This is a genomic window from Alteromonas mediterranea DE (assembly GCF_000020585.3).
In the GTDB taxonomy this organism is placed as follows: Bacteria; Pseudomonadota; Gammaproteobacteria; order Enterobacterales; family Alteromonadaceae; genus Alteromonas; species Alteromonas mediterranea.
Window position 1 is genome coordinate 536231 of record NC_011138.3, and the last position, 22380, is coordinate 558610.

Genomic DNA, 22380 nt, shown 5'->3' on the forward strand with positions numbered 1-22380 from the left:
TTTTAAACGAGTGTAAGGAGTATTCAGGATGAAAGTTCTCCCATTTTTTGCGATATCTGCAGCTGTAGCGCTAGTTAGCGTAGCAGTCACGAATCCGCCAAGCTCACACTCGTCGGTATGTGAATACCAACCCGTCACCGAATTTAACCCTAAGCTACCAGCCAGCCACATTCAAAATCAATGTGCTCGATACCAAGACGGTGTAGAGGAAGTTAGCTGGCTATCTTGGATCGCGGGTAAATCGCCATCCTTTCAGTTTCACTTTTTAGATTTACTGGAGTTGCTGCACAGCGACGATGGTAATCGAGATTTCACCTCTCCTTCGAACGACGCGTAGGGGACACTATGCCATCTGGTACTGGTTTCTGGTCTGTTCTAGGTAGTGTAGTCGCAAGTCTGTTCGGTGTTCAAAGCCACAAAAACTATGAACGCGACTTTACTAAAGGCACTTTTATCAGCTTTGCTGTTATTGGGGTAATTTTGGTAGCGCTATTTGTTGTGTCACTATTTATGTTCGTAAAGTGGTATACAGGCTACGGCGGCTAATTCCTTTGCGTCTTCCCTGAAGGCTAAGCTTAAAACATCATATAACTAAACCGAAGGCGCCAATATTTATTCTGTTGTCGTATTATTGCCTTCAATCCGAAGGCCGTTGCACTGCTTTTTTCTTACGAGCTTTTCGCTTGGCAACAACTTTCGCAGGTGGAAAATAAGCGAGTATTTCATCAACCGGTTGACGCTTTGCACCATTTTGACTAATAGACCGCTTTACTGACAGCATACTGAAATCCGCACCTTGGTATAGGGCTCGGGTTAGCGGTAAATCGTGGTTCGATATTAATACCGGAATTCCGCGCTTTTTAGATGCTCGGGTGGCCAATTCTGCCAGTTTTTCTTGAGACTCTTGCCCAAAACTACGGGCTGCATAGCTAGTAAAGGCAGCCGTTTTACTGATAGGTGCGTAGGGTGGATCGCAATAAATAACATTGCCTCGCCTAGCCCTTGAAAAAACCTTCTCAAACGGTAGACAGGTGAAAGTGGCTTTTTGTGATTTTTCAGAAAACACAAACATTTCGTCTTCTGGAAAGTAGGGCTTTTTGTAACGGCCAAACGGCACATTAAAACGACCTTGAAGGCTATAGCGACACAAACCGTTGTAGCCATGACGGTTTAAATATAAAAAGAGGATAGCTCGATAATACTCGTCTTCGGTAGCATTGAATTCTTCGCGTAACGCGTAGTACATTTTCTCTTCGTTGCGTTTACCATCGAAAAACGAGCGAGCGTCATTGATAAGCGCGTCTGGCTGGGCTTTTAGGAAGTTGTATAAGTTAATAAGATCGGGGTTGATGTCATTAAGTAGGTAGCGCTTGTATTGCGTATTCAAAAACACAGAGCCTGCACCAACAAACGGTTCTATAAGTTTGTTAGCTTGCGGTAATCTGGCCTGAATATGCTCAACCAAGCTGTATTTGCCACCGGCCCATTTTAAAAAAGCCCGGTTTTTCTTCTGCATCATGCTTAAACGTTACTACCTAGACGGAATGAAGACGGTGGTTTTTCCTTGCGCCGCCGTTCCAAGGGAAAGGGTCGTCTTTATACTTTTATGCTGATCAGTATCAGATATCACCACGCTAAAGGTAGATTGTAACTTTCATCAGTAAAACGGACAACCAACAAGTGCAGCAAGAAGGGAATTTTGCTCGTTTACTGGAAATAATATGGCTATCCGGTTGCGAAATGACTTAATTTTGCGCTTTACCCATTTCAGAGAGGATTTGGTTTCCTCGCTTTATAAAAGCATTTTGTTTACCTGGGTATTCGGGTAAATCTGTTCGTGCTTGTTGCGCTTGCGATAACGAAGCATAAATGTTCTTGTTAACTACTACGAACCACGCGCCACCATAGCGAAAGGTTTTATAAATTCGGGTATGTTCAACCAAGCCATTTTCGCGTAAAAAGGCCTTGAGAACAGATTCATCCTTCATAGCAAGCATTTGAATAGCGTAGTCGTTGGCCGTTATCCAGTTACTTTGTGAAGGCGTGCCTTTTATGTTTTCACTTACCGTATTGTTATTCTCGGCATTGTTACTTTCGGCTGACGCTTCGCTCACAGAATCACGGGGATTGTTAGTTGCACTAACACTTTCTTCGCTACTTGTTTGCTCTTCTTCAAGCGGGTTATTCGTTGCCGTAGCCGTATTGCCTTGCTGTTCTGAAGAAGGCGGTTGCGCAGGAAGCGATGATACAGCGGCGTTCCAGTCTGTTATAAGTGTGTCGTCTTTAGTTGAAACGCTGCCCGAGCTTTTGTTTTTACGAAGTGTTGAATTTGGGTCTGACACTAATTCTACGTTAGCAGTTTGAATTTCAGCGTCATTTTCAGATTCACTGCCGTTTATGTTGCTTTTATCAATGTCACCTGCAATGTCTCCAGTAATGCTCTCTTCTTTGTCTTGTGTATTACTATCCATAAGGGTCTTATAGGCCGAACCAGGCGCGACTAGCAAAGCTTCATTTTCAGTACTATTTTGCTGTTCTATCGGTGAAAACAGCGACGCTAGTTTATCGCCATACTGCCAATAAACTAAGCCAGAAAAAGTGAGCAGAAAGACACATACAACTGATACATAGAACCATGTGGCCTTTAGCGGGTTGTGAAAGGTTAGCGTGTTTTCACGCTGCCTGTTCTCTAAATGCGCTTGAAACGCTTCTCTCCTTGAAGCAATCATTTTGTCGAGCTCAGACTCAACGTTTGGTTGCTCACTCATGACTGACTGACTACTAATAATAAGCGGTGTTTCGGTATTTTTTGCAGGAAGCCACTGCTTAGCGCGTTCTGCCCACTCGTTGTTCGCAAACAAAAGCACATTTAGATGCTGCTTGTTGCCCGCAAACCGGCTCTGTAAGACAAGGTCCCATAACTCTTGCAGCAGGGCATCAGGAAGGTTATGTGCCTGCGTTATGGCTATAAGAATAGGCCCTTCATGGCTATTCAAGTCGGAAAGTAATTCATTGAGGGGTCTAACGAAACTGCCCACGACTTGCCCGAGCAGCTGCCGACAGAGTTGGCGGCGATAATCCGACGGCTCCATATTTTCTTGCGCCGTTAAATACGCAATTTCAGTATCGTCGTGCTGTTGAAATACGAAGGCTTCAAGGGTTTTTTGTTGTTGAGCAATAGACTCGCCGCTGACAAAGATCAGCTGAGAGGAGTAATTGACCAAGTATTCCAAACGATCATGCAGCTCGCTTTGCATGGGAGTTTGCCCTTATTAACCGATACTGTTAAACCTATGACTAGCCGCGCTATCTTCTACCTGAATGACAGATCTAGAAGTGCATTGGGTGCAAAAAATGACCATGTCATCGCTTCTGGGGGCACTACCCTATAGCGGTGCAATCGCTGCTAGTATGTTGCGATAGTTAGGCTAAGCAATAATGTCAGTTAGAATGTCGTCGGTAACGTCCTTGGTGACCACCGCTTTGCCAATACCTTGGGGAAGGACAAAACGAATATTGCCTGCTTCCACCTTTTTATCGCGTTTCATGTGCTTAACGTAGTCGTCCTTAGTCATGCTACTTGGCCCTTTAACAGGCAATGTAAACGCTTCAAATAGCGCAGACACGCGACGTGTTTCTGACGCTGAAAACCACGATAAACCTTCTGCAGCTTTACAAGCAAGTATAGTACCAGCGGCCACCGCTTCGCCATGTAACCAATTGCCATATCCTTGCTCTGCTTCAATTGCGTGTCCAAACGTGTGGCCTAAATTGAGAATGGCGCGCAGACCACCTTCTCGCTCGTCTTTAGCAACAACATCGGCTTTAATTTCACAACAGCGGGAAATAGCTTGGGTTAGGATGCTTGTGTCTAGTGAAGTGAGTGCATTTACGTTTTCTTCAAGCCAAGTGAAAAAGTCAGCATCGTAAATGATGCCGTATTTAATCACTTCTGCCATACCTGCAGCAAATTCTCTTGGCGGTAGTGTCGCCAGCGAGTCGGTATCGATAGCAACATAAACAGGTTGGTAAAATGCACCAATCATGTTTTTACCTAGAGGGTGGTTTACCGCCGTTTTACCGCCAACCGATGAGTCTACTTGAGAAAGTAATGTGGTAGGAACCTGAATAAAAGGCACGCCCCTTTGATAGGTCGCTGCAACAAAGCCTGTGAGGTCACCGATTACGCCGCCACCTAATGCAATTAGCGTGGTATCTCTGGCGGCGTTAAGCTCAAGAAGGCGGGTCATCACAACTTCGAACTGCGCTAAATTTTTATGCTGCTCACCGTCAGGCAAGATAATGGTTTCAACGTGAACGTCACCACATGCCGCCTTCGCCGTTTCAAGATAAAGTGGAGCAACGGTTTCGTTGGTCACAATAACGGCAAGCGGGCCTTTTATGTAGGCACTAAAAAGGCCAGGTTGCGAAAGCAGCCCAGCCTCTATCTGTATAGGATAGCTACGTTCTCCAAGTTCCACAGTTAAGGTTGACATGGGCGTAGCACCTCCTAATACATAAGTTTATTTATAGACCGATCTTACTGATAATTTGATTTGCTACAGCACGCGCACTTTGGTCGTCTGTATCAACAATGTAATCAGCAACTTCTTCGTAAAGCGGGTTGCGCATTTCTGCAAGATCGCGAAGTACTTGTTCTGGATCTTCGTTTTGCAGCAAAGGGCGACGTTTGTCGCGTTGTGTACGGGCAACTTGCTTGTCGATTGTTGTTTGTAGGTAAACAACAATACCACGGGCAGATAAACGATTACGCACAGCTTTAGTGACTATAGAGCCGCCGCCTGTGGCAAGCACGATACCTTGCTTATCTGTCAAATCATTAATGACATTTTCTTCGCGCGCTCGGAAACCGTCTTCGCCTTCAAGATCAAAGATCCAAGCGATATCAGCACCTGTACGGCGCTCAATTTCCTGATCAGAATCAAAAAAGTCTAGGTGAAGTTCGTCTGCCAGATGTCTACCGATGGTACTTTTGCCAGCACCCATTGGGCCAACTAAAAAGATATTACGTTTTTCAGCCATATTTGCTTATATCACAACTTAATCATGTTAGGGGCAGTGCACTGTTGCCTTACCAGCCTACCCATTGACTCGTGCCTATTTAGTGTCCAATAAGCACCACTCCTTAAACCTCGCTTAAATTTCGAGGCGGGGATTATCTCAGTTTCATGCAAGGCGTTGCAAGTTTTGTTACCAACAAATAGCCTATACCTGTAAATTTAGTGGCAAAAAAGGCCCTAAAACGAAAAAACGCGCTTTAAAAAGCGCATTTTTTGTTTATCAAACCAACAATTATGGTCGTTCTGTCACTATCTTAGGTGTTACGAAGATAAGAAGCTCACGTTTTTGTTGAAGCTGAGATGAGTTTCTAAATAGCGCGCCAACAAGGGGCAAATCACCAAATAGCGGTACTTTTGACACACCGTCAGAGCTGGTTTGCTGAAAAATACCACCGAGCACAATGGTTTCACCATTTTCCACTAAGACTTGTGTCTTAATCTCTTGGGTGTCAATAGCTACGGCATCCCCTGTAGAGGTTGTTACCGTCTCACCTCGGGTATCTTGTGTCACCACTAAATCAAGAATAATGCGATTATCAGGGGTGATGTGCGGCGTTACTTTAAGCGACAGTACCGCTTTTTTGAATTCTACTGACGTAGCACCACTCGAGGTGGCTTGAACATAAGGAATTTCGGTACCTTGTTCAATGTACGCTTCGTGCTGGTTTGCAACGGTAATACGCGGGCTTGCAATAATTTCGCCCTTATTTTCCGATTCTAATGCAGACAGTTCCAAATCGAGTATGGTGCCATCTACCAAGCTGGCTATCTGAAAACCGATACTACCTGCTGCGCTGCTTACCGGAAGGTTAACATTAAGACGGTTTTCAATACTTGGCACAACGCCACCAGCAATGGTATCTGCACCTTCAATACTGCCTGATATGCCATTGTCATCCTGGCGGTCACTAAAGCCCCAGCGCACGCCTAGCTGTTCATCAACGTCGTCTAGTACGGTAACCATGCGACTTTCAATAAGCACCTGTTTAACCGGAATATCCAACGCATTGATCGTCTTTCTAGCTTCATCAATTGAGGCTAAAGTGTCGCGAATAAGTAAGGTATTAGTACGCTCGTCCACGGTCACTCCACCTCTTTCTGAAAGAATACCGCCTTCTGTCGACTTCAAAATAGTGGCAAGTGCCGCAGCCTTAGCGTAGTTAACTGAAATATTAACGGTGTGAAGCGGCGCTAAATCTGACACCTGCTTTTTCGATTGAAGGGCTTGTGTCTCGCGGGCTGAAAGCTCTTCAGCAGGCGCAATAAGAAGAATATTGCCTTCTAGGCGTTTATCTAGCCCTTTCACACGCAAAATCATATCTAGCGCTTGATCCCAGGGAACACCAGACAAACTGATCGTAACGTTTCCTGACACCGTGTCGGTGGTCACAAGGTTAAAACCGTTAACCTGCGCAATAATTTGTAAAACTTGCCTAACAGGTACATCTTGAAAGTCGAGGGAAATAGGGTCGCCCGTGTACTTTTTCTCGGCTTCTAGTGCTTCTTGTTGTTCGCTATCCATGGGTGAAATGGCAATGCGAAGTACAGCGTCTTTAACCGTATTTCTAACGGTTACCGGACCTGAGTAGTTAATTTCTATTCTCGCACCATCTTTGTCTTCAAAGGTTTCTATGGTCGATACCATTGTGCCAAAGTCGGCTACATTTAACTCTAACAACTGGTCTTCGCCTAAGGTGGCGTTTGCCAGTGTAAGCGACACTTTACCTTGAGATTCTATAAGCTGAACTTTAGGAGCCTCACCTTCAAACTCGACTAAAGTGACTGCGGTATTATTGGCAGCTTGCGTAAAGTCAATGTTGGTTATGGTTGAGCTTTTCGATAACGCATTTTGCGTTGCATTGGGGTCTACCAACATAGGCTCTTGCGCCTTTACTGGAGAGACCCGTAGCGTGAACGAAAATATCGCTGTTACAATGAAGGCCAGCCAATACCATCTAGGGGCTCTACGATTCAGAGATTTGTTAAATATGTATCGTTCGGCCATGCTTACTCTCCCGCCTTCGATGCTGTAGTCATTGTTGTTGTTTTCCTTTGCCAGCAGCCGGCACCATCAGGTAATAATTGCTCAATAGTAATCGAGTCAGTGTTAATTTGCGTAATTTTGCCATAAAACAAGCCAATACGACTCCCTACTTTAGCTTTATGTAGTACGCCATCATTACTTTTTAATAAAGCCCATTTGTCACCTTTTACCGAAAAGTTACCGCTAAGCGCAAGGGCATCTACGCCATAGGCTTCAAGCGCTTGTTTGGGACGCTGAAAGTTTGGCTGCAAACAGTTTTCCACCCGCGACTTCGCTACGGGAACAGCGGCATTTCGAGGGCGATCAAACGGGCTTCTTAAATCACTCGCTGTATAGTTAAACGGCGGGTGAGTTTTAAACTCAGGGTAGGGTTCAACCTGTGGCTGAGCCCGCTCTTTAACGTTTTGTGTGTAGGCCTGTAAATCGTCGAGCTGCGGCGAACAGCCCGCTATCAAAAATAGCGTTATGAGAGATAAAAACGATCGGATCATTTTTCATCTCCTTCAAGTTCTGAGGCGCTTTCGGAGCGATAAGTCTTCGCCTGAAGTTTAAGCGATAGGCCGTTTGGCTGTCGCTTAATTTCGAAATCATGAAGGGTTACGATTCTCGGTAAATCTGCCACCTTCGCAACAAACTCGCCAAAGTTGTGATAGCCACCACTGACTTCCATTTCAATGGGAAGCTCGGTGTAGAATTCTTTGGGTACTTCCTGTTGCCAGTTAAGAAGCTCAAATGTAAGGCCTGATGCTGTGCCCACGTAAGTAATATCGTCAAGTAGCCCAGGCGTTTCATTACTCGTGGGCAAGCTTTTAAGCATAGAAGAGAAATCTTCTCTTATTTGTTTTAGCTGCGCTTCATAGGCATCTAGATTAGCAGCAATACGATATTTCGCTTCGAACTGTAGTTTTAGCTCTTGCTCTTTTAGCTCGGCCGCATCTTGTATTGGTAGCTTGGGGCTGATTAGCAGGTAATAGCTTAACGCGCCCACCAAAATCGCCACAAAAGCGGCAACTACAATACGTACCTCATGGGGCCATATCGCGATTTGTTCAAAATCGAGTTCGTTTAATTCTTTTAGTTTAGAAACGTCAAACTTCATTATTTCTGCGCCTTACTACTCTCAACCTCTAGCGGAGCAACATTCGTATTTATTGAAAAGGTGAGCGTAAAGTTGCTAATGGCTCTTGCAGTGCTACTGTCAGATTTAATGGTAGAGAGCTCTGCGGCAACGAATACTTTAGAATTTTCTAACGCACGCATGAAGTCAGATAAGCGGTTATTAGAATCGCTTACTCCCTCTATTTCAATACGGTTGTTGGTGCGTGTCATCGTTTCAAAAGCCACGCCCGGTGGAACGAGTTTAGCTAATTCATCAAAAACGATAGGGGCAATATTTCGACTAGCTTGAAGCTGTTCAATTAGCGCCATACGCTGTTCTATTGCACTCTTTTTTTCTTTTACGGTCTTAATCTCGCCAATTTGCGCATCGAGTATAGCGATTTCACGCTCAAGATATTGATTGCGCGAGTTTTGATTATTGATTTGCTGGTCAATGGCTTGACCGATAAACCAAAAAATTAAGCCCACAATGGCAGCCACGGCCAACAAGCCTGCTAAATATTGTTGTTTTTGATGTTGGCGCTGTTTTTCTCGCCAAGGCAATAAATTTACATGTGCCATGGCGTAAAGCTCCGGCTCGCCAACCCTGCGGCAATCGCAAGCTGAGGCGCTATCTTGTTAAGTCGAGTAATATCAAGTTTAGGGTTAATTGTCATATTGCTAAAGGGATTAAAGCAATTCACATCAAGGCCTAAGTCTTGTTTTAGGATATCGACAAGAGGTGCTATCGTCGCCGCTCCACCGCTAAAGAGTATTTTGGTTGGGCGCTCTGCGTGTAACGTACTCATGTACATTTGTATAGCGCGATTGATGTTCTGCTGAAGGTTGGCAGCAAAAATGGGGAGTGTATCTTCAACCCAGTTTCCTGACAGTGTGCCATCAAGAAGCTGGCGTTCTGCTGTTTCGCGCTCAACCATGTGAATTGCGCTGATATCATTGACTAACTGGTTTAGGCCAAACGCGTGCTCTTTCGTGTAAATAACATCGCCGTTTTTAATTACACATATTTGGAGCAAAGACGCCCCCACATTAACGCAACAAAGGGGTTCATCTTCTACGTGAGGCGTATGAAAAAAATCCAGTGCATTGCCGATGGCGTAATTTTCCATATCGACAATTTTAGGCTCGAAATTAGCTTCTCTGGCTAGCAATAGTCGACTGTCTACCAGATCTTTATGTGCCGCAGTTAGCAGTACGTTTACTTTACCGGTGTGCGTGGCACTTGGCCCCATCTCTTCAAAGTCTAAATATACTTCTTCAAGTGGGTAGGGGATAAGGCTGTCGGCCTCAATTTCAATCTGATTTTCTAAATCGTAATCGTTTTGCTCGGGTTCCATGTAAACGATTTTACTGATGACTGAGGTCCCCGCGACCGCCACATTGGCCAGCTTTAACTTGGTTTTCAGTGATTTTCGAATTTTTTTCAAGGCGATACTGACCGATTCATAATCTTTAATATCGCGTTCAGAAAAAGCAATTTTATTAATGGGTTCACAAGCATACCCTTGAAGGACAAAACCCTCTTTCGATTGCTCTAACCACACCGCTTTTATTTGACGCGTGCCTATATCTAAGCCCACAATGGGTGGCAGCTTGTTTTTAAACAGCGATTTCATGTGCAAGTGTCCAGTTTCAATGGTAGTCGCTCTAAAGTACAATATTACTCTATTAGTATTGTGCGTATGGTTCTACAGATAACACATACGTATAAAATATACGTCATTTCAACAAAATGTCTTGGTATCCGTTACAGTGAAGTACATCAAACCACTTATATTATTTAGCTTCCTATCAGGCCTTATTGGTGTTGCAGCACTGGTAGGTATTTACTTTTATATCAAACCTGACCTACCAAGTGTTACTGTACTTAAGGATGTACGACTGCAAACACCAATGCAAATATACACCAAAGACGGAAAACTTATTTCTCAGTATGGAGTTAAACGGCGGATCCCGGTAAAACTTGAGGAAGTACCTCAAGAATTAATTGACGCCATACTTGCTACCGAAGACAGTCGCTTCTTTGAACACCATGGTATTGACCCCATTGGCATTATGCGGGCTGCGGTAAGCTTAGTACTAACTGGCGAAAAACGTCAGGGCGCAAGTACCTTGACCATGCAGCTAGCGCGAGGCTTCTTTCTTACTCGTGAAAAAACATATATCAGAAAGATAAAAGAAATCTTTATTGCTTTACACATGGAGCAGGAGCTTTCTAAACAAGATATTCTCGAACTCTACCTTAACAAAATTGAATTAGGCCACAGAGCGTTTGGCTTTGGTGCTGCGGCTCAGGTGTATTACGGAAAGCCGCTCAACGAGCTTTCTTTGGCGCAAATAGCTACCATCGCCGGTCTTCCTAAAGCCCCTTCTGTACTCAACCCCATTAGTGGGCCCGAGCGGTCAGTGGAACGCCGCCGCGTAGTATTGCTGCGTATGCTAGATGAAGAATACATTACTAAAGCACAATTTGATGAAGCAGCGAGTGCGCCTGTTACCGCTAAGAAGCATGGTGCCGAAATTGAGGTAGATGCACCTTATCTCGCCGACACCATTTACAACGAAATGGTTGAAATTTACGGGAAGGAAGAGGCAGAAACCGGTGGGTATCAGGTGTTTGCGACTGCAACGTCTGAGCTTCAGCTCGCCGCACAACGGGCTGTTGTGCGAAACTTACACGACTACGACGAGCGTCATGGTTATAAAGGCCCTCTTGGTTACTTATGGAATATCCCTAAGTCCGAGAGTAAAGATGAAAAAATCCCTGAACTGTCATTGAGCTTCGACATAAGCAATAAAACCTCAAGAGATGACTGGGACAATACGTCTATTATTCGAGTACTAGAAGAGGTGCCTCACATCAAGCCTCTGATGCCGTCTGTTGTGACCAAGGTAGACGAGCAATCTATAGATGTACTGTCTGTAGATGGTGAAACTCGCACAATAGCTTGGGACGGGCTGGATTGGGCGCGCCGCTACATCACAGACTTTAGGCAGGGCAGCGACCCTAAAACCGCTTCAGATGTGACCCAAGAAGGGGCTGTTATTTATATTAGACAGCAAGAAGCACAGTGGCGTATTTCGCAAATTCCCGAAGTCAGCGGCGCATTTATCGCGCTTAATCCAGAAAACGGTGCAGTTGAAGCGGTAGTAGGCGGTTATAGCTTCTATCAAAGTCAGTTCAACCGCGCTACCCAGGCTAGGCGTCAAGTGGGTTCGAATATCAAGCCGTTTGTGTATTCTGCTGCCATCAATAGCGGCTATACCTTAGCGTCCATTATTAACGATGCCCCGATTAATCAGTGGAATGCTGCTACAGGCGTTGCTTGGCGCCCGCAAAACTCTCCCGCTGAGTACGACGGGCCAATAAGAATGCGTAAGGCGCTTGGTAAGTCTAAAAACGTAGTGTCGGTTAGACTGTTGCGCGGTGTGGGGCTGAGAGAAACCGCCGACTACTTAACCCGTTTTGGCTTTAATAAAGATGATATTCCACTAGATGAAACGGTATCTTTGGGGTCGAGTTCTCATACACCGCTTGAAGTGGTAAGAGGCATGTCGGTTATCGCTAACGGCGGTTACTTAGTCAATCCCCATTTCATCAGTAAAGTGTTGGATGAAAACGGTGATGAGCTTTGGAAAGCGAACCCCGTGTGGGCGTGTAATCGTTGTGAAAGTCAAAGCGAGGCTGAAATATTGCCAGAAGATGACGAGGCTGACATTGAAGCCTTGCTTGCCGCGGAACTAAATCAAGACATTATACTTGGCGACGCCGGTGGCGAAGAAGATGCACAGAAAGTGATCGCCCCTCAAGTTATCACTGCGCAAAACGCCTTCTTAGTGGCGGAAATGATGCGTACCGCCGTTCGGGCTAATGGCAATTGGAGTAAGAAAACCTATTGGTTGGGCACAGGCTGGCGAGCACGAAATATACTTCAGCGAACTGACATTGCCGGTAAAACGGGTACTACAAACGACTCTCGAGATACCTGGTTTAGTGGATTCCACAAAGATCTCGTTGCTACGGCTTGGGTGGGCTTTGACAATATGGGTCGGCAGTTGGGTCGCGCCACGCGAAACCAAAACCTTATAAACAAAAATCCAGAAAAATTTAACTGGATAGGCAATGCACTTATTGGCACGGAAGACGGCGCTAAGGCGGCGGGACCGGCGTGGATTAGGTTTATGCAAAAGGCGTTAAAAGATAAACCTCATACGCCTATGCCCGTGCCAGAAGATATTGTGCGGGTTCGCATTGATCGTACCAGTGGGAAGTTGACCCGACGTACAGACCATACGACACTATTTGAATATTTCCTGCAAGGCACAGAACCAACTACCTATGTTCGCGATGACGAGGTGCTGGACCCTGCCACGCAGGATAAAGCGACTGCGCCAGAGCCAGAAGAAATATTCTAATTATAAGCAGGCACGTTTTAGGCGTGCCGCTTCGGGCTTAGGCGATGTATTTTGCCTGAACACATTATCGGAAATCCAATGTCAGAAGATTCACAGCGATATCTTTATATTCCTCACGCCGGCCCTTCATTGCTGGAAACCCCCCTACTTAATAAAGGCAGTGCCTTTAACGCTCGCGAGCGGGCTGCGTTCAACCTAACAGGGTTAGTTCCACCTCGATATGAAACCATAGAAGAGCAGGTGGAACGCGCTTACATGCAATATAGCAGCTTTGATGAAGCGCTTAATAAGCACATTTATTTGCGCGCCATTCAAGACAACAACGAAACGCTGTTTTACCGCCTCATTCAAAAACATATCGATGAGATGATGCCTATCATCTATACACCGACGGTGGGAGATGCCTGTGAGCAGTTTTCTGATATATACCGCAGTTCACGCGGTCTCTTTGTATCTTATGAAGAGCGTCATCAGCTAGACGACATTGTACGAAATGCGACTAAACGCAAAGTGAAGGTGATTGTTGTTACCGACGGTGAGCGTATTTTGGGTCTAGGTGACCAAGGTATCGGCGGTATGGGTATTCCTATTGGTAAGCTTTCATTGTACACCGCTTGTGGGGGTATTAGCCCAGCATATACCTTACCGGTAATGCTTGATGTGGGTACTAACAACGAAAAGCTCTTGAACGACCCTATGTACATGGGGGCCCGCCATCCGCGCATTGGTCAGGAGGAGTACGATGAGTTCGTAGACATGTTTATCAAGGCGGTTAAGCGCCGCTGGCCTGATGTCATGATCCAGTTTGAAGACTTCGCACAGCCAAACGCTATGCCTTTGCTTAATCGCTATCGCAATGAAGTGTGTTGCTTTAACGACGATATTCAAGGTACCGCTGCGGTAACGCTTGGTACCATTTTAGCGGCCTGTAAAACTAAGCAGCAGAAGCTTAGCGACATGAAAGTTGTGTTTGTGGGCGCGGGTTCAGCGGGCTGTGGCATTGCCGAGATGCTTATACAGCAAATGGTCTTTGAAGGTCTAAGTGATGAACAAGCGCGTAAGCAAGTCTTTATGATAGACCGCTTTGGCTTGGTAACCGAAGGCATGGAAGGCTTGCGCGACTTTCAACAAAAGCTTCAGCAGAAGCAAGCCGATTTAGCTGAGTGGACATTCAGTGGTGATTACGCATCGTTACTTGATGTTATGCACTGTGCGCAACCAGATGTTCTCATTGGTGTTTCAGGACAGCCTGGTTTGTTCACCGAACAAGTTATTCGCGCCATGAAGCAAGGTTGCGAATTACCTATTATCTTCCCGCTGAGTAACCCATCTCGACAAGTAGAAGCGCGACCTGAGCAGGTTATCGAGTGGACAGAAGGCGAGGTTATTATCGCAACAGGTAGCCCGTTTAAACCTGTTGAGTACAACGGCAAAGTTATTCCAATTGCGCAATGTAACAACTCCTATATTTTCCCTGGCATTGGCCTTGGGGTTGTCGCTTCAAAAGCGAAGTTAATAAGTGATGAAATGCTAATGGCTGCAAGTAACGCACTTGCAGCGGCGTCGCCATTAGTCAACACAGGGTTGGGGTCGCTGCTACCCCCGCTAGCTGCAATTGCTGAAATAAGCCGTGAGATTGCTTTTGAAGTGGGAAAGGTGGCGATGGAGCAGGGGCTTGCCTTGGAAATGTCAGATGACGCACTACGCGACAGCATAGAGCGCAACTTCTGGAAAGCGGAATATCGCCCGTATAAACGCGTGAGTATTTAAAATTTCACGCAAGTTTTAAAAAGCAGGCTGAGCCTGCTTTTTTTGTACCTGCAGTTAGTACACTCGAATTTTATATAAGTCAGTTCAACGAATGACGGCGCTTTATCGCGGGTATTTTGTTCATTTAGAAAATAGAGTGACAGCGCTTTGTAAAAAGGTGTTGCAGATGCGCAACATCTCATGGCCAAAACCTCCCTTATAACACTTTTATTTATCTTAAAATATTGATTTAATTAGATTATTTATTTTTGGCATAATGGTTGATACATCTCGTTAGAAGCCAAAAGGAGCAAGAGGTGTTATTGATGACAAAAAAGACGAACAGTAAGCGAAGTTCTTTCTACTCGCGCGTGATAAAGCGCTCATTTTCTACGTCATTAGTGATGGCCGCTCTTGCTACCCTTGCTGCATGCGATGGCTCCCATATCAACGATGAAGCACATTTAAAGGCAGCGTCCTCTAGTAGTCATGCCTCTCCTCAACCTTCTTCAAAAACGTCCCTAGATGAAGGGCAAGAGATGTTTGCTTATTTAGATGAGTCAGAGCTCATTGATGCCTATTACGAAGTTAAGTGATTCGTTAGTAAGGTTTTAACACTATCGCTATTCCCCCGTGTCGCCTCAAGTAATGCGGTATTGGTGATTATCGAATAGTACCAGTTTGCGGGCAAAGGACTGCTCGCCTTTTATTCAAAAAAACCGCACGTTGTATTAATGCAATGTGTGGTTTTTTTATGTCAGTAAACTTATATTGCTGTTTATTAATCGACTGCTATGCGCCATAAGCCTTTAAAAGTTGTTCTTTATAGCCAAGTATTACCGTAGATATGATTTACGAAACAAATAAACTATGAGAAGGAATTGCTATGTCGACAGAAAGTAATTACACGCCACCTGAAGTTTGGACACAGGCCGAAGGAGACGGCAATAAATGGGCGAGCATCAACCGCCCAGTGTCTGGAGCAACGCACGAAGAAGCGCGCCAAATAGGCGAGCATGGACTGCAGCTTTATTCACTTGCCACACCAAACGGCCAGAAAGTTACTATTATGCTCGAAGAGCTTTTAGCTGCCGGCGTTAGCGAAGCACAATACGATGCGTGGTTAATCAATATAGGTGAGGGAGATCAATTTTCGTCGGGCTTTGTTGATGTTAACCCTAATAGCAAAATTCCTGCAATGGTTGATAGGACCACATCACCAGAGACCAAACTTTTTGAATCAGGTTCTATCTTAGTTTATCTGGCCGAAAAATTCGGTAAGTTCATTCCACAGGACCCACACGCAAAAGCAGAGTGTTTTAACTGGCTATTTTGGCAGGTAGGCTCAGCGCCTTACCTTGGTGGCGGGTTTGGTCACTTTTATAGCTATGCACCCTACCCAATGGAATATCCCATAAACCGTTTCACCATGGAAACTAAGCGTCAACTAGACGTACTTGATAAGCACCTTGCGAAAAATGAGTTTATGGCGGGGAGTGAGTACAGCATCGCAGATATGGCAATTTGGCCGTGGTATGGGAACTTGGTGTTAGGAAATTTATACGACGCAGCTACTTTCCTTCAAGTGCACGAATACTCGAACCTTATGCGCTGGGCGAAGCAGTTAGAACAGCGCGAAGGCGTTAAACGGGGTCGCATTGTAAATAAAACATGGGGCGATGATGGGCAACTAGAAAATCGTCATAACGCGCAAGATATTGACGACGCACTCGCAAAAGCTTAAGCACCATAAGTAGTTGGGGGCAGGGTCGTTACTCTGACCCCATTGCTTTTAAATGAGTTCTGCCACGCTTTTTAAGTAAGCTTTTTGCAAAGGCGTGAAGTCCCAATTGCTTAACGCTTCTTGAAATTGAAAATCTCCAATACGCCCTTGCCAATTTATCTTTGGTGCTGAAGGCCACGTTTCTATGTACACCAACTTACCGTGAAGGCAATGAAGTACTTCTAGCTTGGCTTGCTCTGTGCCGTCATAGGGCACTCGCTCGGTTACAATAGCGCCGTCCTCACAATCGGTATCAAAAAAAACAAAGCCACGATAGCTACCGCTTTGTGTAATGGTGACGAGCGAGGCGTAATCGCCGTTTTCAGATACCTTTCGTAAAGCCGGCAGTTGATTTTTCACTCGTTTAATCTGAATACGCTGAGACTCATCATGCCAGCGCCACCCTGAACTGCCCATAAATGTCAGCTCGCTATTTCTCTCGCTTATATCCATTAACGTTTTAAACGTATTCCACGAGGCTATCGCCACAATTAGCAGCATCAGTGCGCCTGTAATGTAGATAAGTAGTTTGGACATAGCAAATAGTGAATTGATGAATTTTGAATAATTACGGTTTAAAGGCGGCAGTAGACTTTTATTGCATAAAAGTAATGCGCCCAGCACTTCGCGTAAAAAACGAAGATAACGAGTTTATTGTGAAGGTCTTCAATAGTTTCCTTTTTCAAAAGGGATAAGAAGTGACACGGCTCATTAATTTTGCTAATTCAAAATCGCGATTAGCATTATCTATTTAGTTTACTTTAATAGTTTAATGGGATCGCTCATTATCTTTCTAAACGAAAAAGGTGATTAGAAGAATGTTTCAGAGTTCACCTTATGTAGTGCCTTGTTGAAGCGTTATCGTCATAAATTTGCTTCTTAACAGGCAAAACCGAACTAGAAGGAATTCGCATGAGTAAGTGTCCATTTTCAGGTACAGCCATAAACCCTACCACGCTAACGTCTAGCAATGGTGCGCCCGTTGCTAATGACAACCAAAGTCGCACCGCCGGACCTCGTGGCCCTGTTACTTTCGACAACCACTATTTATTCGAGAAGCTTGCGCACTTTAACCGCGAGCGCATTCCTGAACGCGTAGTTCACGCTAGAGGTAGTGCAGCGTATGGTACTTTTACGCTTACTAAGAGTTTATCCGATTACACCATTGCCGACTTTCTTCAGCAAGAAGGACAGCAAACTAACGTCTTTCTACGTTTCTCTACAGTAGGTGGTGGTCAAGATTCAAGCGACTACGCTCGCGACCCCCGTGGTTTTTCTGTGAAGTTTTACACCGAACAGGGCAACTGGGATATGGTGGGCAATAATACGCCAGTGTTTTTCTTGCGAGATGGCATTAAGTTCCCTGATTTTATACACAGCCAGAAAAAGAACCCGCGAACTAACTTACCAGATCCGCAGGCGGTATATGAGTTTTGGGCGAACAATCCGCAGTCATTACACCAATCAACAATTTTGATGTCAGATCGTGGTATTCCGCTGTCTTATCGCCACGTGAACGGCTACAGCTCTCATACATTGAGTTTATGGAATAAAGCCGGTGAGCGCTATTGGGTGAAGTGGCACTTTAAAACTAACCAAGGTATCAAAACGCTCACGAACGAAGAAGCAGCGAGAATGCCTGCTTACGGTGCGCAGCAAGACCTTGTTGAAAGTATCGATAACGGTGACTTTCCATCTTGGACTGTAAACGTTCAAATTATGACGGAAGAAGAAGCGCGTAATTACCGTATTAACCCGTTTGACTTAACAAAGGTATGGCCACACAGCGACTTCCCGTTGATTGACGTGGGGCAACTGGAGTTAAATCGCAATGTGGAAAATTATTTTGCAGAAACAGAGCAAGCAGCGTTTGCGCCGAGCAATTTGGTACCGGGTATTGGCGTGTCGCCAGACAGGATGCTACAAGCGCGACTAATTGGATATCAAGATGCGCACAGGTACCGTATTGGCGCTAATTACAACCAAATACCGGTAAATGCGCCACGCTGTCCAGTGCACAATTATCAGCGTGACGGTGCGTTTGCAGGCGTTAATCCAGCACTTGCGGGAAGTGGAGCAAACTTCTATCCAAATAACCGTGCGCGAGTTGGTGAGCCAGCCGAAGCGCCAGAAGTACAAGAGCCACCAATGCCGCTAGAGCAAGATGCATGGTTAGATATTTATGATAATCGTGATGAAGATAACTACTCTCAGGCAGGCGATTTGTACCGCATTATGAGTGAAGATCAGAAACAGCAGTTGGTACAGAATATCGCTGATGGTCTAAGCCAAGCTACACAGGACGTGCAAGAGGCTATGTTCGTGCAATACGACTTAGCCGATAAAGACTACGGCGCCCGTGTAAGAAAGGCGGTAGCCAGCAGATAGAGTAAATGGGGTCAGAGTTAATTACTGAAAAAATACTCTGACCCCCGTTTTGTTACTGGGTCGCAACTAGAGCGTAAACGTGCAGGCGAATAGCTTGAAGCGCACGGTCTTTCCAATTGTTCCAAGTTATTCGATTACTAATTTCATGCTGGTTAAGCGTGATATAGCCGTGATTTAATGCCCAAATCTGCATTGCTATGTCCTGCTTTTCTTCAACGGATAGGTCTTTTTTGGCAAGGCTAGCAGTAAGCGTTGCAAGCGTTGTAAAGACGTTTTTACCGGCCTCTATTGCTTTATCAGAAGGGGTGTAACCCTTCAGCTCAGAAGCAAATATCAGGTGATAGTGTGCGGTATGCGATTCAGAAAAATTTAGAATACGCTCGCACACATTAATCACTTTTTCGGCCGCAGTATTGCCATCTGCAGCTTTCATTTCTTTTTCGACTAGCTCAACGCCTTCGATATATAGCGCATCTAAAATGCCTTGCTTACCTTTAAAATGGCTGTAAATGCCTATGGTAGACATACCGGCACCTTCTGCAATTGCACGCACGCTTAACGCATTAGTGCCGCCCTTTAAAAACAAAGCCGAAGCAGCCTCTAAAATTTTTTGTCGAGTATCGTTCTTCATTACCACACTACTTACAATATGCATAAGATAACGCCGTTATGCAGGGTTCGTTTATAACGCTTTTATTTATCTCGGCTAACGCTTTATCTACTTAAGCGCAGGATAAAAATAACTATAGATGAAAACTGGGGAATTAACCCGTGATAATTAGGTGGTGAGCGCGAGAGTAGTACTTGGTTATGCCTTCACGAGAAAACGGGTTAATACTCGCTGTGTGATTGTTCGTGGCCGACTGTAAAGGAGTGGTACCTGCTGACACAGTAATGATATACAAAGTGTGAAGCATAAGAACCTACGTAGGGATTAAAAATACTGTCTTATGTAATCGGTGACCTTAGGCCATAGGTGCTGACATTTTCGCGAAAAAAACTTCATGTGACCTATTTCTTTTACGTTATAGGTTTGCGGATCGAGCTCTTCCACTTCCGCTTCCATATTGGGGAAAACGCTAATCATATCGTGGACGTTGTGAATATTAGCAATGTCGTCGTCATTGGCGAGTAGCCACTTTGAAGGCATTTGAATGGTGTCGTAGTGGTGTTGGTTAACATCACTACCAAACCCTGTTTTTACGTAGCCTTTACCGTTACACCATTTCTGCCATTGGCGCGCCACTTTTTTAGGTAATGGCTCTCCCATGCCTACCCACTGAGATTTCGTATGGCCGAACAGTAAATTACTCACAGGGATATAGAAATTCATAAAGAAATGCGCTTTTAGCAAATAGCTCTTACGCATGTTTCTTAAGCTACCTGATGAACTGCCAAAGTTACAAAAAGCAGTGAGGTCGTGTACGTTATGCATCAAACCCAGCAGTTGACCACCTGCACTGTGACCAACAAGAAAATAAGGCACATTAGGGAAATGAATCTTTAGTGTCTCCAGCACCGCCGGCATATCTTGTTCACCCCAGGTTACTAGCGAGGCATCACTTTGTTTAACACTGCCCTTTACCGACCCGCCAATGCCTCGGTTATCGAACGTGATAACGCCAAACCCTTGCTTACATAAATAAGTGGCAAACGCGCTGTAGAATTGACGTTTAATGCCTGTTGCAGGACCAATCATAATCGCTGCCTTCGCAGGCTGTCTGGGAGTGAAAAGCGTTGCGCTTAAACGCATGCTGTCCTTGCACGTTACCGTAATGTCGTTAGGCTTTGCGGTGCTCACTAGGTGTACCTTACTCTTTAACTTCTACCTGGTCATACCAGTAAAGCGTTCTTCAGCAGAGTTTGCAATGAAAAGATTTATTTCAATTTGTGATAAACGCATATTAGGTTTAGCTAGATCTTTGGAAACTTAGTTAAGCCTGCGCTTTTGATGCACTTATCCAGTGCTCGATGGGGGCTGGTTTACCGAAGAGGTAACCTTGAAAATGTTTAAACCCCATGTCTTTTAGTACTGACAATTGGGCGCGTGTTTCTACCCCCTCTGCGATTGTCTGCATTTCTAAACTCTTAGCTAGGTCTAACGTCATCTTAACGATTTTTCGGTGTCGCTCAGAGGTTTCTACCCGTTCCACGAACTCTCGGTCCACCTTTATAATACTTGCTGACATATCAATCAGTTGCGATAGTGACGCGTGACCAGTACCAAAATCGTCAATAATAATGGTGGCCCCTACGTTCGACAAAGACGTTAAGCGACGCTTGGTTTCATTGTGGCTGGCCAGTACTGACGTCTCCGTAAGCTCTAATTTTAATCGCTTACCGAGTTCAGGGCTTTCAGAATAGCGACGCAAAAGCTTTTCATAGAAGAGATCGCTGAGCAATTCAGGCCCAGACAAATTAATGGCTAACGGAACAGGGGGCAAGCCTGCCGGCCACGACTTGATAAGTTCAAGCGTGCCATCGATAATTTTCTGAGTAAAAAGCACTTCCCATTTATTTTGTTCCACCAGAGGAAGAAACTGATAAGGTTGAAGCACGGTTCCTGTTTTTGGCTCTTTTAACCGCGCAAGTATTTCATAACCGACAATGTTACCGTTAATGTCGACCTGTGGCTGAAGGTACAAGGCGAGACAGCCGTTATCGAGCAACATTTTTACGTTGTCTTTCTGCTGGGTGTTTTCCCTAATGGTTTTTACCGTGTTGACTCTGAACGATACAATTGGTGAAAGTTCACTGCTTTGGCTTAAGGCGATAGCGCAGCATTCTGCCGCAGCATCAACGTTAATCTCTCTAGTTGCGTGATAATGACCGACGCGCCATGATAAGGGATGTTCCACTTTTGCGCTGGCCGAATCTATCATCATGCTTGAGGGTAACTTACGCGCTAAATATTCCTCGATAGTTTTTTGAGCAAGGTGTTTAGTGTTTAGCGTAAATAGAAACTTCGCCCCAGGGAATTGGTAGATACTAACATCGGTCGGCAATTCACTTTGGAGTAGCGCCGCAGCACGCAACAGGAGTTGATCACCCTGACTATAACCATACTGCAGATTGACCTCTCGCAAATTGGCTAATTTCAATAGCACAATATGGCGATTTAAAATGCTCTCACTCGATTCTGTCTTTTTCCAGAAGTGGTGGTTTTTTAATCCAGTGAGTTCATTGACGTAGAGCTTTTCAAACTGCTGCTTTTTGAATGCATCGAATTCACGCATATTCTTTTTTGACGCAGATAAATCGTGGCAGTGGATCAGCTGCTTTTTGTGATGCTCTAAACTGGCTGGCTGTAGCTTGAATTCTCGTTCGGGAGCATTGCAGATAGAGGCAAGCTGATTGACTCCGCGAGTTATGGGTAACGAAAGGGCGAAGAGATCTTGAATGTATTCACCATCAGGATTGTGCCTTTTCAAAAGTGCCCGTGCCGCTTTGTTCGCTTGCAAAATTCGCCCTTTGTCATCGCAAAAAAATGACGGCGTTCCGCCGTTATTAAAAATTTCTTGATAACGGCTAACTAACTTATTGAGCTTTTTACTTTGTAGCAAGTTATGTTCAGCTTGCCTTTCAAGTGAAGACATAACGCGTAACACAGCCATGGGAATGCAAAAGTTAAAGAACAAAAAGATTAACGAGGCAAGGTAAGTATGGGTATCTGGCAATGTAATGTCGATACCGAATAATGGCGAAAGCTGGGTGTTATTGAGTAACAGGTAAAAAGGAATAAAGTTCAATAACATACTGGCAATAGATGCTTTCACGCCATACAACACCCTAACAATAAT

The 22380-nt window shown here is 44.9% G+C and carries 20 protein-coding genes; 7 read left to right on the forward strand and 13 right to left on the reverse strand.

What is annotated here, in order from left to right; translation table 11 throughout:
- Positions 1 to 28: 28 nt before the first annotated feature.
- Both MADE_RS02400 and MADE_RS02405 read left to right on the forward strand, forming a co-directional pair.
- Positions 29 to 337, forward strand: a complete 309-nt coding sequence (locus tag MADE_RS02400; protein WP_012517012.1) for a hypothetical protein — start codon at positions 29 to 31, stop codon at positions 335 to 337.
- 8 nt (positions 338 to 345) lie between these two features.
- Positions 346 to 546: a DUF2970 domain-containing protein gene (locus MADE_RS02405; RefSeq protein ID WP_012517013.1), complete on the forward strand. Its 201-nt coding sequence runs from the start codon at positions 346 to 348 to the stop codon at positions 544 to 546.
- Positions 547 to 637: 91 nt separating this feature from the next.
- Here the strand turns inward: MADE_RS02405 and MADE_RS02410 are convergent, their stop codons facing one another.
- From MADE_RS02410 to pilM, 9 genes are all read right to left on the reverse strand, one after another.
- Entirely contained in the window at positions 638 to 1519 is an 882-nt protein-coding gene (locus MADE_RS02410) for a Dam family site-specific DNA-(adenine-N6)-methyltransferase (protein ID WP_012517014.1), read from the reverse strand.
- A gap of 226 nt (positions 1520 to 1745) precedes the next feature.
- Positions 1746 to 3257 (reverse strand): SPOR domain-containing protein, encoded by a 1512-nt coding sequence (locus MADE_RS02415; RefSeq protein WP_012517015.1) that lies wholly within the window; start codon positions 3255 to 3257, stop codon positions 1746 to 1748.
- A 171-nt stretch (positions 3258 to 3428) separates the two neighbouring features.
- Positions 3429 to 4496, reverse strand: coding sequence for a 3-dehydroquinate synthase (gene aroB / locus MADE_RS02420; protein WP_012517016.1), 1068 nt, complete (start codon positions 4494 to 4496; stop codon positions 3429 to 3431).
- A gap of 31 nt (positions 4497 to 4527) precedes the next feature.
- Positions 4528 to 5043, reverse strand: a complete 516-nt coding sequence (gene aroK / locus MADE_RS02425; protein WP_012517017.1) for a shikimate kinase AroK — start codon at positions 5041 to 5043, stop codon at positions 4528 to 4530.
- Between the two features lie 270 nt (positions 5044 to 5313).
- Positions 5314 to 7086 (reverse strand): type IV pilus secretin PilQ, encoded by a 1773-nt coding sequence (locus MADE_RS02430; RefSeq protein ID WP_023559496.1) that lies wholly within the window; start codon positions 7084 to 7086, stop codon positions 5314 to 5316.
- A 2-nt stretch (positions 7087 to 7088) separates the two neighbouring features.
- On the reverse strand, positions 7089 to 7616 hold the full coding sequence (locus MADE_RS02435; RefSeq protein WP_012517019.1) for a pilus assembly protein PilP: 528 nt from the start codon (positions 7614 to 7616) through the stop codon (positions 7089 to 7091).
- The gene (locus MADE_RS02440; RefSeq protein WP_012517020.1) at positions 7613 to 8224 is read right to left on the reverse strand and encodes a type IV pilus inner membrane component PilO; all 612 of its coding nucleotides are present in this window, start codon (positions 8222 to 8224) and stop codon (positions 7613 to 7615) included. Before MADE_RS02440 ends, MADE_RS02435 begins: the two co-directional genes overlap by 4 nt.
- Complete coding sequence (locus MADE_RS02445; RefSeq protein WP_012517021.1) at positions 8224 to 8805, reverse strand: PilN domain-containing protein; 582 nt, start codon at positions 8803 to 8805, stop codon at positions 8224 to 8226. Before MADE_RS02445 ends, MADE_RS02440 begins: the two co-directional genes overlap by 1 nt.
- Entirely contained in the window at positions 8793 to 9860 is a 1068-nt protein-coding gene (gene pilM, locus MADE_RS02450) for a type IV pilus assembly protein PilM (RefSeq protein WP_012517022.1), read from the reverse strand. Before pilM ends, MADE_RS02445 begins: the two co-directional genes overlap by 13 nt.
- 136 nt (positions 9861 to 9996) lie before the next feature.
- On the opposite strand from pilM, the gene MADE_RS02455 reads away from it, so the two are divergent.
- The 4 genes from MADE_RS02455 to yghU all read left to right on the forward strand — a co-directional run bounded on the left by MADE_RS02455 (position 9997) and on the right by yghU (position 16153).
- Positions 9997 to 12660, forward strand: coding sequence for a penicillin-binding protein 1A (locus MADE_RS02455; protein ID WP_012517023.1), 2664 nt, complete (start codon positions 9997 to 9999; stop codon positions 12658 to 12660).
- Between the two features lie 78 nt (positions 12661 to 12738).
- A complete protein-coding gene (locus MADE_RS02460) occupies positions 12739 to 14430 on the forward strand; it encodes an NAD-dependent malic enzyme (RefSeq protein ID WP_012517024.1) in 1692 nt (563 codons plus the stop codon).
- Between the two features lie 305 nt (positions 14431 to 14735).
- On the forward strand, positions 14736 to 15005 hold the full coding sequence (locus MADE_RS02465; protein ID WP_012517025.1) for a hypothetical protein: 270 nt from the start codon (positions 14736 to 14738) through the stop codon (positions 15003 to 15005).
- 290 nt (positions 15006 to 15295) lie between these two features.
- A complete protein-coding gene (gene yghU, locus MADE_RS02470; RefSeq protein ID WP_012517026.1) occupies positions 15296 to 16153 on the forward strand; it encodes a glutathione-dependent disulfide-bond oxidoreductase in 858 nt (285 codons plus the stop codon).
- Between the two features lie 48 nt (positions 16154 to 16201).
- Here yghU and MADE_RS02475 read toward each other — a convergent pair whose 3' ends face one another.
- Entirely contained in the window at positions 16202 to 16729 is a 528-nt protein-coding gene (locus MADE_RS02475; protein ID WP_041912809.1) for a hypothetical protein, read from the reverse strand.
- Positions 16730 to 17104: 375 nt separating this feature from the next.
- On the opposite strand from MADE_RS02475, the gene MADE_RS02480 reads away from it, so the two are divergent.
- Entirely contained in the window at positions 17105 to 18580 is a 1476-nt protein-coding gene (locus MADE_RS02480; RefSeq protein ID WP_012517028.1) for a catalase, read from the forward strand.
- Positions 18581 to 18632: 52 nt separating this feature from the next.
- Here MADE_RS02480 and MADE_RS02485 read toward each other — a convergent pair whose 3' ends face one another.
- The 3 genes from MADE_RS02485 to MADE_RS02495 all read right to left on the reverse strand — a co-directional run bounded on the left by MADE_RS02485 (position 18633) and on the right by MADE_RS02495 (position 22356).
- Positions 18633 to 19211, reverse strand: coding sequence for a TetR/AcrR family transcriptional regulator (locus MADE_RS02485; RefSeq protein WP_041912811.1), 579 nt, complete (start codon positions 19209 to 19211; stop codon positions 18633 to 18635).
- 303 nt (positions 19212 to 19514) lie between these two features.
- Entirely contained in the window at positions 19515 to 20381 is an 867-nt protein-coding gene (locus MADE_RS02490; protein WP_012517030.1) for an alpha/beta hydrolase family protein, read from the reverse strand.
- A gap of 133 nt (positions 20382 to 20514) precedes the next feature.
- Positions 20515 to 22356, reverse strand: a complete 1842-nt coding sequence (locus MADE_RS02495) for a sensor domain-containing phosphodiesterase (protein ID WP_012517031.1) — start codon at positions 22354 to 22356, stop codon at positions 20515 to 20517.
- Positions 22357 to 22380: the final 24 nt, after the last annotated feature.